Annotated in this window: 11 protein-coding genes; 6 read left to right on the top strand and 5 right to left on the bottom strand. The window is 64.3% G+C overall.

The annotated features are described in order from the left end of the window. Positions 1–64 precede the first annotated feature (64 nt). The 3 genes from hscA to iscX all read left to right on the top strand — a co-directional run bounded on the left by hscA (position 65) and on the right by iscX (position 2,640). Entirely contained in the window at positions 65–1,936 is a 1,872-nt protein-coding gene (hscA, locus tag ACTJLB_RS09940; RefSeq protein WP_440783147.1) for a Fe-S protein assembly chaperone HscA, read from the top strand. 149 nt (positions 1,937–2,085) lie between these two features. Continuing rightward, positions 2,086–2,427, top strand: a complete 342-nt coding sequence (gene fdx, locus ACTJLB_RS09935) for an ISC system 2Fe-2S type ferredoxin (protein ID WP_006051275.1) — start codon at positions 2,086–2,088, stop codon at positions 2,425–2,427. A gap of 15 nt (positions 2,428–2,442) precedes the next feature. Next, complete coding sequence (gene iscX / locus ACTJLB_RS09930) at positions 2,443–2,640, top strand: Fe-S cluster assembly protein IscX (RefSeq protein WP_013588918.1); 198 nt, start codon at positions 2,443–2,445, stop codon at positions 2,638–2,640. 97 nt (positions 2,641–2,737) lie between these two features. On the opposite strand, the gene ACTJLB_RS09925 is transcribed toward iscX, so the two are convergent. The 5 genes from ACTJLB_RS09925 to ACTJLB_RS09905 form a co-directional block, all read right to left on the bottom strand. Beyond that, on the bottom strand, positions 2,738–3,502 hold the full coding sequence (locus ACTJLB_RS09925) for a glycine zipper 2TM domain-containing protein (protein WP_440783146.1): 765 nt from the start codon (positions 3,500–3,502) through the stop codon (positions 2,738–2,740). A gap of 235 nt (positions 3,503–3,737) precedes the next feature. Beyond that, the gene (gene lysS / locus ACTJLB_RS09920) at positions 3,738–5,294 is read right to left on the bottom strand and encodes a lysine--tRNA ligase (RefSeq protein ID WP_440783144.1); all 1,557 of its coding nucleotides are present in this window, start codon (positions 5,292–5,294) and stop codon (positions 3,738–3,740) included. 157 nt (positions 5,295–5,451) lie between these two features. Then, positions 5,452–6,556 (bottom strand): peptide chain release factor 2 gene (gene prfB, locus ACTJLB_RS09915; protein WP_123282627.1). Its coding sequence is split into 2 segments (ribosomal slippage): positions 5,452–6,474 and positions 6,476–6,556, totalling 1,104 coding nucleotides; the frame shifts between segments, so codons are not numbered across the junction. 154 nt (positions 6,557–6,710) lie between these two features. After that, positions 6,711–8,417, bottom strand: coding sequence for a single-stranded-DNA-specific exonuclease RecJ (gene recJ / locus ACTJLB_RS09910; protein ID WP_440783143.1), 1,707 nt, complete (start codon positions 8,415–8,417; stop codon positions 6,711–6,713). A gap of 37 nt (positions 8,418–8,454) precedes the next feature. Then, positions 8,455–9,639 carry a regulator gene (locus ACTJLB_RS09905; RefSeq protein WP_440783142.1) on the bottom strand — a complete coding sequence of 395 codons (1,185 nt, stop codon included), beginning with the start codon at positions 9,637–9,639 and terminating at the stop codon, positions 8,455–8,457. A 454-nt stretch (positions 9,640–10,093) separates the two neighbouring features. Here ACTJLB_RS09905 and ACTJLB_RS09900 point away from each other — a divergent pair, with 454 nt between their 5' ends. The 3 genes from ACTJLB_RS09900 (at position 10,094) to ACTJLB_RS09890 (ending at position 12,965) form a co-directional block, all read left to right on the top strand. Further along, the gene (locus ACTJLB_RS09900; RefSeq protein WP_020065514.1) at positions 10,094–11,347 is read left to right on the top strand and encodes a lipoprotein-releasing ABC transporter permease subunit; all 1,254 of its coding nucleotides are present in this window, start codon (positions 10,094–10,096) and stop codon (positions 11,345–11,347) included. Next, positions 11,340–12,083 (top strand): lipoprotein-releasing ABC transporter ATP-binding protein LolD, encoded by a 744-nt coding sequence (gene lolD / locus ACTJLB_RS09895; protein ID WP_027804231.1) that lies wholly within the window; start codon positions 11,340–11,342, stop codon positions 12,081–12,083. The genes ACTJLB_RS09900 and lolD overlap by 8 nt, the downstream gene beginning before the upstream one ends. Before the next feature lie 93 nt (positions 12,084–12,176). Continuing rightward, positions 12,177–12,965: a TatD family hydrolase gene (locus tag ACTJLB_RS09890; RefSeq protein WP_087754025.1), complete on the top strand. Its 789-nt coding sequence runs from the start codon at positions 12,177–12,179 to the stop codon at positions 12,963–12,965. The last annotated feature ends 116 nt before the right edge of the window (positions 12,966–13,081 follow it).

Below are 13,081 nucleotides of genomic sequence, written 5' to 3'. Positions count from 1 at the left end.
GCATTGGCATTACATCCAGCAACGCAATTTCAGGACGGAGCCTGACGGCTCCGAGAAGATCCAGATGGCCTTACTGCAAATCTCCGAACCCGGCATGGCGCCGGCGCCCCATCAGCGGCGTCTGGCGGTCGGTATCGACCTCGGCACGACCAATTCCCTCGTCGCCGCCGTGCGCAGCGGCGTGCCCGATGTGCTGCCCGACGAAGACGGCCACGTGCTGCTGCCCTCAGTCGTGCGCTACCTGGAAAAGGGCGGCCGCCGCATCGGCCGCGCGGCCAAGGCCGAGGCGGCGACCGATCCGCGCAACACGATCGTCTCCGTCAAGCGTTTCATGGGACGCGGCAAGGCGGAAGTGGAAGGTGCCGAAAACGCGCCCTACGATTTCATCGACGCGCCCGGCATGGTGCAGATCCGTACCGTCGACGGTGTGAAAAGCCCGGTCGAGGTATCGGCGGAGATTCTCGCGACGCTGCGCCAGCGCGCCGAAGACACGCTTGGCGACGAACTGGTCGGCGCAGTGATCACGGTGCCCGCTTACTTCGACGAAGCCCAACGCCAGGCGACCAAGGACGCCGCGCGTCTGGCGGGTCTGAACGTGCTGCGCCTGCTGAACGAGCCGACCGCGGCCGCGATTGCCTACGGCCTCGACAACGGCTCGGAAGGCTTGTATGCCGTCTACGATCTCGGCGGCGGCACCTTCGACCTGTCGATTCTCAAGCTCACGAAAGGCGTATTCGAAGTGCTCGCGGCGGGCGGCGACTCGGCGCTCGGCGGCGACGATTTCGACCACGCGCTGTACCGCCACGTACTGAAGCAGGCCGGCATCGAGCCGAAAGCGCTCGCGCCCGAAGACGTGCGGCTGCTGCTCGACAGCGTTCGCACGACCAAGGAGGCGTTGTCGGACGCGCCTGAGGCAACCCTCGCCGTGACGCTTTCCAACGGCACCAGGATCGATCTGACGATCGACGAGGCCACTTTCGAGGCCATCACTCAGGCGCTCGTGCAACGCACGCTCGGCCCGACCAAGAAAGCGTTGCGCGACGCCAAGGTTACGACCAAAGAGATCAAGGGCGTCGTCCTGGTGGGCGGTGCGACGCGCATGCCGGTGATTCGCCGCGCGGTTGAATCGTTCTTCGGCCAGCCGCCGCTCACCAATCTCGATCCCGACCAGGTCGTCGCGCTGGGCGCCGCAATCCAGGCTGACCTGCTCGCCGGCAACCGCGGCGCGGACGGCGACGAATGGCTGTTGCTCGACGTGATTCCGCTGTCGCTCGGCGTCGAGACAATGGGCGGTCTGACCGAGAAGATCATCCCGCGTAATTCGACGATTCCGGTCGCGCGCGCGCAGGATTTCACCACGTTCAAGGACGGCCAGACGGCAATGGCGATCCACGTCGTGCAAGGCGAGCGCGAGCTCGTCAGCGACTGCCGCTCGCTTGCCCGTTTTGAGCTGCGCGGCATTCCGCCGATGGCGGCCGGCGCGGCGCGTATCCGCGTGACGTATCAGGTGGACGCGGACGGCCTGTTGTCCGTGTTTGCACGCGAACTGGGCTCGGGCGTGGAGGCGTCGGTGGTCGTGAAGCCGTCCTACGGTCTCGCCGACAACGACATCGCGAGAATGCTCGAAGACAGCTTCTCCACCGCTGAAGTCGACATGCGCGCCCGCGCGCTGCGCGAGGCGCAGGTCGAAGCGCGGCGTCTCGTCGAAGCGACCGACGCGGCGCTCGCCGCCGACGCCGAATTGCTCGACGACGGCGAGCGCGCGGAACTCGATGCGCTGCTGACCGGCTTGCGCAATGTCGCCGGGAGCGACGACGTGGACGCGATCGAAGCAGCCACCAAAAAGCTTGCCGAGGGCACCGATGAATTCGCTGCCCGTCGCATGAACAAGGGCATTCGTCGCGCGCTGGCCGGCCGCAAGCTGGACGAGATCTGAAGCCAGCGTCGGCAAGCGGCGGTAAGCGCCGGCAAGCGGCGTCGCCGCAAGAACTGAAGCGCGTCGCGCGGACTTAAAAACTTCGCGTGTCGCCAGTAAAATGGCGCGGACCTGGTTGAGGCCGCGCCTCAGACCCAAACGGAAAATGTATGCCTCAAATCGTTGTGCTGCCTCACGTCGAACTGTGCCCGGAAGGCGCGGTGATCGAAGCCGTGCCCGGCAAGAGCATTTGCGACAACCTGCTCGATAACGGAATCGAAATCGAGCATGCCTGCGAGAAGTCGTGCGCGTGCACGACCTGTCACGTGATCGTGCGTGAGGGTTTCGCCGCCTTGACGCCGTCCGAGGAAGACGAGGACGATCTGTTGGACAAGGCGTGGGGGCTCGAGCCGGCTTCGCGTCTGTCGTGCCAGGCGATTGTGCCGGCCGAGCAGGACCTGGTCGTCGAAATCCCGCGTTACTCGATCAATCACGCGAAGGAAAATCACTAACAGGAGGACGCAGCCATGAAGTGGACCGATACGCAAGACATCGCGATGGCCCTGACCGACAAGCATCAGGACGTCGATCCGCAGCAAGTGCGCTTCACCGACCTGCACCGCTGGGTCACCGAACTGGAAGGATTCGACGACGATCCCAACCGGTCGAACGAAAAGATCCTCGAGGCGATCCAGGCTGCATGGATTGAAGACGCGGATTACTGAGTTTGCGAAGCGGCTTGCGCTGATGCGGCTGCGGTAAAGAAAAAGGCGATTCCATTGGAATCGCCTTTTTTATGCACGTTAGATCCGATGCGCGGCGTCAGTCCGCCACCAGCGTGCCGTTCTGCACGCGAACGCGTTGTCCCTGCTGGAACGGCGGCGCTTCGTGATACGTGAAGTAGCGCGTCTTGCCGTTTTCCATTCGCACCCGCACCGAATAGGACGTCGTGCTGCGAATATGTTTTTCGACTGAATTGCCCGCAAGGCCGCCGCCGAGCGCGCCGAGCAGTGTCATCGCGGTGCGCCCGTTGCCGCTGCCGAACTGATTGCCGACCACTCCGCCCGCCACCGCGCCGCCGACGGCGCCAATGCCGGTTCCATGACCTTCCTGACGCGCTTCGGAAATGGCCACGACCGTGCCGCAACTTGCGCAGTAGGCCGGTTGCGTCGGCTGCTGCTGAGCATATTGCGGCGCGGGCTGTGCCTGTTGCTGTTGTGCGTACTGTTGCTGCGAGGGAGCAGGTGCCGGCGCGCGTTGCGGCTGCGGTACGGGTTGCTGCTGCGCGGCTTGCTGGGCGATCTGACCGGAACTCTGCTGCGCCGACGGGCTAGCCGGTGCCGCAGAATCGACCACGGCTGGCTGGCCGTTTTGCGGCAAGACCTGCGCCGCTTGCGTCTGGCTGGTGGGCTCGCCGGTGCTGGACGCCTTGGGGAACATGCCCGTCATCGCCGCCGTCGCGACGAGGCTCGCGATAATCACAGCGCCCGCAGCGGTCGCGACGAGCGGATGGAGCCGCCGCTGGGATGTCGGCGGTGCCGAGTTCTGCGTGACTGGTGTAGCGGGTTGCGTGTTGGGTCTTTCCATTTTCGCCTCCGTCTTTGGCAGAGTGACTTGTAGTGAGACCAAGTCTCCGCGAAATCGATCCACCTGACGTTTCCAATTGTAACGATTTGACCAAAATCGCGCTTTCGCCCGCGTACGCAAGGGCGCTTTTACCAATGGTTACACGCCCGAATGGCCCACCTAGTGTTCGGCGCCCCGTACAAAACAAAACGCCCGGCATCGGAGCCGGGCGTTTTCAAGGCAAAGCGGGTAATGCTCAGTCTTCGCGCCGCAAGTGCGGGAACAGAATCACGTCGCGGATGCTTGGGCTGTCAGTGAGCATCATGACCAGACGGTCAATGCCGATACCGCAGCCACCAGCTGGCGGCATGCCGTATTCGAGCGCGCGGATATAGTCGGCGTCGTAGAACATGGCTTCTTCGTCGCCGGCGTCTTTCTGGTCGACCTGCTTCTTGAAGCGCGCCGCCTGGTCTTCCGGATCGTTCAATTCCGAAAAGCCATTGGCGATCTCGCGACCGGTAATGAACAGCTCGAAACGCTCGGTGATGCCTTCCACCTTGTCCGAAGCGCGCGCGAGCGGCGACACCTCGATCGGATAGTCGATGATGTACGTCGGCTCCCACAGTTGCGACTCGGCGGTCTCTTCGAACAGCGCGAGTTGCAGCGAGCCCACGCCCGCATTCAGGAACTGCGGCTGCGACGCGTCCACGCCGAACTTCTTCAGTTCCGTACGCAGGAACGCGCTGTCGGCTAGCTGCTCGTTCGTGTATTGCGGTGCGTACTTCTGGATAGCCTGAGTGATCGTCAAACGGTGGAACGGCTTCGCCAGATCGAGTTCGCGCCCTTGATACGTGATCGTCGCGGTGCCCAATGCGCCGATCGCGGCCTGGCGGATCAACTGCTCGGTGAAGTCCATCAGCCACTTGTAATCGGTGTACGCCGCGTAGAACTCGATCATCGTGAATTCCGGGTTGTGGCGCACGGAGACGCCCTCATTGCGGAAGTTACGGTTGATCTCGAACACGCGCTCGAAGCCGCCCACCACCAGCCGCTTCAGATACAGCTCAGGCGCGATGCGCAGGAACATCTGCATGTCGAGCGCGTTGTGGTGCGTGGTGAACGGCTTGGCCGCCGCGCCGCCGGGAATAGGGTGGAGCATGGGCGTTTCGACTTCCATGAAGTCGGCGTCGGCCATAAATTTGCGGATCGACGAGATTGCCTTCGTACGCGCGACGAACGTCTTGCGCGTTTCCGGCGTGACGATCAGATCGACGTAGCGCTGGCGATACTTCATCTCCTGGTCCGACAAGCCGTGGAACTTGTCCGGCAGCGGACGCAGCGACTTCGACAGCAGGCGCAGTTCCGTACAGCGCACGGAAAGCTCACCCTTGTTGGTGCGAAACAGCACGCCGCGCGCCGCGACGATGTCGCCCATGTCCCACTTCTTGAAGGCGTCGTACGTTTGCTGACCGACGTCGGCCGGTGTGATGAAGAACTGGATCTGCCCCGAGCCGTCGCGCACGGTCGCGAAGCTTGCCTTGCCCATCACGCGCTTGAGCATCATGCGGCCGGCAATTGCGACTTCGAGCGGGTTTGTCTCGAGCGCTTCCTTGTCGGTGTGCTCGAACTGCGATTGCAGATCTTCCGCATGATGCGTGGGACGGAAATCGTTCGGATAGGCGATACCTTGCTCACGCACCTCGCGCAGCTTTTCACGGCGTTCGGCGATGATCTTGTTGTCGTCCACCTCGGGCACGACGCTCGGCTGGGCCACATCGGGCTGGGCCGTATTAGGCTGGATCGGTTCGTTCATGATGGTTTGGTATTCGTGGTCCGCAATCGGTGGTCCGGATTCGGTGGTCCGCAATCGGTGGTCCGCATTCGGCGGCCGGCTTGCGGACAGCCAGTTGGTGACAGACCTCAGGCGGTAAAAAGATACGGCGCGGCGTTGCATGCCGCGCCGGTCGTACTCAGACGCCCTGTTTCAGGCTCGCGCTGATGAACGGATCGAGATCGCCGTCGAGCACGCTCTTCGTATTGCTGATTTCGACGTTGGTGCGCAGGTCCTTGATACGGCTGTTGTCCAGCACGTATGAGCGGATCTGGTGACCCCAACCCACGTCCGTCTTGCCCGCTTCGAGCTTGTCCTGCTCGGCCTGACGCTTGCGGATTTCCGCTTCGTACAGGCGCGATTTCAGCATGGCCATTGCTTCAGCACGGTTGCGGTGCTGCGAGCGGTCGTTCTGACACTGCACGACGATACCCGACGGAATGTGCGTGATACGCACCGCGGAGTCGGTCTTGTTGATGTGCTGACCGCCCGCACCGGACGCGCGGTACGTGTCGATCCGCAGATCGGCCGGGTTGATGTCGACTTCGATCGAATCGTCGACTTCCGGATACACGAACACCGAAGAAAACGACGTATGACGTCCGCCCGACGAGTCGAACGGCGACTTGCGCACGAGGCGGTGCACGCCGGTTTCGGTGCGCAGGAAGCCGTAAGCGTATTCGCCTTCGATCTTGATCGTGGCGTTCTTGATGCCTGCGACGTCGCCGTCCGTCTGCTCCAGCACTTCGGTCTTGAAGCCCTTGCGTTCGCAGTAGCGCAGGTACTGACGCAGCAGCATGGACGCCCAGTCGCACGCCTCGGTGCCGCCCGCGCCGGCCTGGATATCCAGGAACGCGTTGTTCGGGTCGGCCGGATTCGCGAACATGCGGCGAAATTCCATGTCGGCGACGCGCTGTTCGAGCGCTTGCGCGTCGGTTTCGCAGGCGATCAGCGTTTCGTCGTCGCCTTCTTCACGCGCCATGTCGAACAGGTCTTGCGCGTCGCGCAAGTCGTTGTCGAGCGACGTGAGTTTGCCGACGGTGTCGTCGAGCAGTTTCTTCTCCCGGCCGAGGGCCTGGGCGTGTTTCGAGTCGTTCCAGACGTCCGGGTCTTCGAGTTCCCGGTTGACTTCGATTAGACGCAGTGCTTTGTCGTCGTAGTCAAAGATACCCCCGTAGGTCGGCCGCGCGCTTGCGCAGGTCCGCCAGAGAGGCTTCGATCGCGTTGAGACGTTCCGCTTCCATGTCGATCTTTTATAGCTTCGTAAAAAGGGGAAATTATAGCCGATCGGCGCCGCGCGCCGGAGTCGATCGAGCGATCCGGCGCGGGTTTGGGATTGATTTTGCGGAGATTTTCGGCGCCGCGGCAGCTTCGCGCGGCGGCGCCGGTGAAGGCGCTCTAGCCCGCCGCGTGCTCGACGATCAACTGCACGCGCGAGACGCCGTTCCACGTGTCGCTCGCCAGCCGGTACGCGACCGTGGTGCGTGCGGGCAGCGTGTCGGTGTGATTGAACCAGATTGCGTTGAAGCGCTGGCGGCCGCGCATCAGTTGCAGCTTCAGGTGCTTGTCCTTCACGAGCGCCTGCGACGCGACGTCGAATTCGCCCGAAAACACCGGCGCCGGGAAACCTTGGCCCCAGACAGCGGCGTCGAGCATTTCGACGAACTGCGGCGTGAAATACGCATCTTCCAGTTCGCCGTCGGTTTCGACGGTGCGCGAAAGCGCTTCTTCGGTGAGCCACTCGCGGCCGACCGCTTCGAACGCGGCGGTGAAGCGCGGCACGTCGGCGGCGGCGAGCGTCAGGCCTGCCGCCATCGCGTGGCCGCCGAATTTGACGATCATGCCAGGCTCGCGCTTTGAAATCAGGTCGAGCGCGTCGCGCAGATGGAAGCCCGCGATCGAGCGGCCCGAGCCTTTGACGAGCTGGCCGCTGTCGTCGGCGAGTGCGAACGTGAACGAAGGCCGGTGAAACTTCTCCTTTAGCCGTCCGGCCACGATGCCGATCACGCCCTGGTGCCAGGCTGGATTGAACAGCGTGATGGTGGCCGCGCCGTCGGGATCGATCGACGAGAGGTCGTCGAGCGCCTGTTGCTGCATGCCCGCTTCGATTTCGCGGCGCTCGCGGTTCATCGCATCGAGTTGTTGCGCGAGTTCCCACGCGCGGCCGACGTCGTCGGTCGTCAGGCATTCGATACCGAGCGACATATCCGACAGCCGTCCCGCCGCATTCAGCCGCGGACCGAGCGCGAAGCCGAGGTCGAAGCCCGACGCACTGCGGGCGTCGCGCGCGGCGGCGCGAAAGAGGGCGGCAATGCCCGGCTGCATCTTGCCCTTGCGGATGCGTTGCAAACCTTGCGCGACCAGCACGCGGTTGTTGCCGTCGAGTTTCACGACGTCCGCGACGGTGCCGAGCGCGACCAGATCCAGCAGGCCGTCCAGGCGCGGCTCCGGGAAATCGTCGCCGAACGCGCCGCGGCGGCGCAATTCGGCGCGTAACGCGAGCAGCACGTAAAACATCACGCCGACGCCCGCGATGCACTTGCTGGGAAACTCGCAGCCCGGCTGGTTCGGATTGACGATCGCGCGGGCGGCGGGCAACTGGTCGCCGGGCAGGTGGTGATCGGTGACGAGCACGTCGATGCCAAGAGCGTTGGCCGCCTCGACGCCGTCCACGCTCGCGATGCCGTTGTCGACCGTAAGCAGAAGGTCCGGTTTGCCCGAAGCGTTGCGCGCGGCCAGCGCGACGATTTCGGGCGTGAGGCCATAGCCGTATTCGAAGCGGTTCGGCACGAGATAATCGATCTGGGCGCCGAACATGCGCAGCCCGCGCACCGCGACCGCGCAGGCGGTGGCGCCGTCGCAATCGTAGTCGGCCACGACCAGCATGCGGCGCTTTTGCCCGATCGCGTCGGCGAGCAGCACAGCGGCGTCTTCGCAACCTTTCAGCGCGGCGGGCGGCACGAGGCGCGCGAGTCCGGTTTCGATTTCATCGGGCAGGCACACGCCGCGCGCCGCATACAGACGCGCGAGTACCGGATGCAGGCCGTGGCGCACGAGAATTTCAGCGTCAACGGGGGAACAGGCGCGCGTAACGATTCGGGTCATTCTGAAAGGCCGTCTGTAGGGTCGGTCATGCAATCGATCATTCGATGAAAAGCGAGGCGAGCAGGCGCCGTCGCCAGAACTTGCGCAGATCGCCGCGCGTGATGCTGAGCGTGACGGACCCCGTGTCGCCGCACAAGGTCAGGCCGAGTTCGGCAAGTGCACCCGATTGCAACGCTTCGAGCGCCGGTTCGAACCAGTCGCCCTGGAGCGCCGCGAAGGCCGCGTTCCAGCGTGCCCAGTCCTGTTCGATGTACGGCGCCGAGAACGGGTCCAGCTCCACAAGAGTGGTGTTTCGCGCGTGTGCTGCGGTGTGCACATCGTTCGCCGCGCTCGAACGGGTTGCCTGGTCGCCTGCATTGGTGCCGCCGCGTTCCTCCAGCGAAGACAGCGCCGCGAACGAAGCGGGCGGAGCGCCAACGGGCACGCCGGCTGTGAGTGCGAGACCGCGCGTCGCCGCGGCGTCTGAAAAGACGCGTGAGAACGGGCTGCGCACAGGCCGCACCGCACCTTGCGCGTGAAACCAGATCGAATTGACGGCGGGCAGGCCGCGCGCCTCGCGGGCTTCGTTCACGGGGTGCTCGAACCAGGCCATCTGCACTTCGTTCTGCAGCTTCATCCACGCACGCGAACGCTCGCCGGAATGCGCTTCGTGCGGCAACCAGATTTCGATGTTACGGCCGCTCGCGCGCAACGGCGATGCACCGGCCAGCGTGCCGAAGCCGTCGCCCGACAGGTACCAGCGCGCGGGCTTCGGCGCCTCGATGCGCACGCCAAGTTCCTCGATCAGAGGCCGGGCCACCTCGAGCAGCGCGCTCGCTTCGTCATCGGAAAGATCGAGCGACGCCGGGTCGATCAGCACCAGATGGTCATGCGCGATGCGCACGTGCACCGGCTGCACGCAGGCCCACGTCGCGTCGCCCGGCTCGCCGCCGTCAGCGCGCAGCATGTAGGGCGCGAGCGGGGCTTCGTCGGCGGCCGCCGCGCCCGTCGAGGCGGTGGAGGCGTTGGATAGCGCGCCGAACTGACGCGCGATCCACCGTTCATGCGGCAGCGTGCGCTGGAAATCCTCGCCGATCACACGCTCGACGAGCGTCGCGCGCGCGACCAGCCGGTCGAGTGCAGGGCTGCTGATGTCGTGTAGGGCGGTGGAGGCGTCGGCTGCGGCGGGCAGCGCGAAAGGAAGCAGAAGATGGAGGCGGTCGGCGTGCATGATGCTGCGCATTGTAGGGCAAAGCGCGCTGCGGTTTCGATAGGCTCGGCGGGTTTGCGCGGGCCGACGCGGGCCGGCGCCGGTCGGCCATGGGTCGCCGTCGCGTCGGCGGTTGCGTCGGCAGTTGCGTCGAGCTATCTACGCAGCGCTCCCGCAGCGGGCTGTCCGGCAGTCCCACCAGCCGCTCTACCGGCAGTCCCTTTATGCGGCGGCGCGGCATTGTATGGCAAACTTCGCGCTTGGTTGACGGTGGCGGCATCGGCAATGCGGGGCGGGTTTGCGCCGCGACGTCGGCAGGAACCATCCGGATTGCCGCGACACCAATGATCAGGACACTCGGGCCGGACTCGCGACGCGAAGGCAGATGCAACAGCGGGCTTATCCGCGGACGCATCGCCAGACGTATCGCCAGCCGCAAGACGCCGCACGCAGCCCGGGTAGCCGAAGAACGCAGAAAAGGACTCGCTTGAAATTTCCCTACGAATGGCAGATCGGCTGGCGCTATACCCGCGCCGGCAAACGCACGACCGGCAACGGCTTTATCTCCTTCATCGCACTGGTTTCGATGTCGGGCATCGCGCTTGGCGTCGCCGCGCTGATCGTGGTCTTGTCGGTCATGAACGGCTTCCAGAAGGAAGTGCGCGACCGCATGCTGTCGGTGCTTGCGCACGTCGAAATCTTTTCGCCGACCGGCTCGATGCCTAACTGGCAACTCACGGCCGACGAAGCGCGCCGGAACAAGGAAGTGATCGGCGCCGCGCCTTATGTGGAAGCGCAGGCGCTGCTCACGCGCCAGGATGCGGTCAGCGGCGTCGCGTTGCGCGGCGTCGAGCCGACGCTCGAGCCGCAGGTATCCGACATCGGCAAAGAGATGAAAGGCGGCAAGCTCACCGATCTCGTGCCTGGCGACTTCGGCATCGTGCTGGGTGCGGACCTCGCGACCAATCTCGGCGTGACCGTCAACGACAAGATCACGCTGGTCGCGCCCGAAGGCACCATTACGCCGGCCGGCATGCTGCCGCGTCTGAAGCAGTTCACGGTGGTGGGCATCTTCGAGTCGGGGCATTACGAGTACGACAGCACGCTCGCGCTGATCAATATCAAGGACGCTCAGGCGCTGTTCCGGCTACCCGCGCCGACCGGCGTGCGGTTGCGACTCACCGACATGCAGCGCGCGCCGGAAGTCGCACATCAGCTTGCGCGCAGCCTCTCCGGCGACCTGTATATCCGCGACTGGACGCAGCAGAACAAGACCTGGTTCTCGGCGGTGCAGATCGAAAAACGCATGATGTTCATCATCCTAACGCTGATCATTGCGGTTGCGGCGTTCAATCTCGTGTCGTCGCTCGTGATGACGGTGACCAACAAGCAGGCCGATATCGCGATTCTGCGCACGCTCGGCGCGCAGCCCGGTTCGATCATGAAGATTTTCGTCGTGCAGGGCGTGACGATTGGCTTTATCGGCACGGCAACCGGCGTTGCGCTGGGCTGCCTGATCGCGTGGAGTATTCCATGGCTCGTGCCGATGATCGAACATATGATCGGCGTGCAGTTCCTGCCGCCGTCGGTGTATTTCATCAGCGAACTGCCGTCTGAGCTGATTCCTGCGGACGTCGCGCGAATCGGCATCATTGCGTTCCTGATGTCGGCGGTGGCGACGCTTTACCCGAGCTGGCGCGGTGCCAAAGTCCGTCCCGCGGAGGCGCTGCGCTATGAATGACCGTTCCGCAACTCTACCCATGGCCGCTCAGGAACTGACGCCGCATCCGTACGTGCTGGAAGCAACCGGCATTTCGAAGTCGTTCGTGCAGGGCGGCCTGAATGTGCAGGTGCTCAACAACGCCGAACTGAACGTGCGGCGCGGCGAGAAGCTCGCGATTGTCGGCGCGTCCGGTTCGGGCAAGAGCACGCTGCTGCATGTGCTTGGCGGCCTTGACGATCCGAGTGCGGGCCACGTCTCGGTGATGGGCAAGCCGTTCACGAAGCTCTCCGAACGCGAACGCAACGACTTGCGCAATCGCGCACTCGGTTTCGTGTACCAGTTCCATCATCTGCTGCCCGAGTTTTCCGCGCTCGATAACGTCGCCATGCCGCTGCGGATTCGCCGCATGACGACCGAAGCCTCGCGTCGTGAAGCGCTCGCGGTGCTGGAGCGCGTCGGCATGGCGCATCGCGCGAAACATCGGCCGGGCGAACTGTCGGGCGGCGAGCGTCAGCGTGTGGCGATTGCGCGGGCGCTGGTCACGAGGCCGGCGTGCGTGCTCGCCGACGAGCCAACCGGCAATCTGGACGGCGGCACTGCGGACACGGTCTTCAATCTGATGCTCGAACTGTCCCGAACGCTCGAAACGAGTTTCGTGATCGTCACGCACGACCCTGAACTGGCCGGGCGGTGCGACCGCATCATGCGGTTGCGCGACGGGATCTTGCATGAGGAGCCGCCGGTTCCGGTGTAAGCGTGGCGAGGCGGCACAGAGCTGGAAATGGCTCGACGCACCGGCCGCCTGATCTGCTTAATCCACTCAGTCCACTTGTCAGCGAGGCAACCCATGTGGATCGATACGCACTGCCATCTCGACGCCTCCGAATTCGACGCCGACCGCGAGCACGTCGCTGCGGCGGCGAAGAGTGCGGGCGTGGGGCGTATCGTCATTCCAGCCATCGGCCGGCAGAACTTTGCGGCCGTGCGCGAGCTGGCGCATCGCTTCGACGGCGGCGCATATGCGCTCGGCATTCACCCGCTCTTCACGCCATCCGCGCAGGAACACGATCTTGACCTGCTGCGCGCGGAAATCGAGGCGAGCCTCGACGACCCGCGCTTCATCGGCATCGGCGAGATCGGGCTGGATTATTTCGTCGACGGTCTCGACGACGCCCGGCAGCAATTCTTCTACAACGGTCAACTACAGATCGCGCGGGAATTCGATCTGCCGGTGATCTGCCATGTGCGCAAATCGCAGGATCAGGTAATCAAAGGCTTGCGCAGGCATCAGATTCATCGCGGCATCGCGCATGCATTCAACGGCAGCTTCCAGCAGGCGCAGGCGTATATCGACCAGGGTATGCATCTCGGCTTCGGCGGCAATCTGACGTTCGAGCGCGCGCGGCAGATTCGCCGCCTTGCCGAGCAGTTGCCGTTCGACGCGCTCGTGGTCGAGACCGACGCGCCGGACATCGCGCCTTCGTGGATTTACAAGCAGCGCAACTCCCCCGAACAGATTCCGGCCATCGGCGCCGGACTCGCGCAGTTGCGTGGCATGGCGGTGGACGAAGCCGCCCTAGGCACAACGGCTAACGCGCTCGCCGCGCTGCCGCGGCTCGCGCTTTCCTCTGCATAATTTGTCCGGTTGATTCTCGAGTGGTTTGCGCCGGGCGCGACACACGTCCGGCGGCATGCTTGCGCGTTGCGCCGTGCGTTGCGTCGTCTCGTCCCGGGTACAGCCAGTGGCGGGCG

The organism is Paraburkholderia sp. 22098 (assembly GCF_052045935.1).
Taxonomy (GTDB): Bacteria; Pseudomonadota; Gammaproteobacteria; order Burkholderiales; family Burkholderiaceae; genus Paraburkholderia; species Paraburkholderia caledonica.
This window is presented reverse-complemented; position numbering and strand designations above follow the sequence as displayed.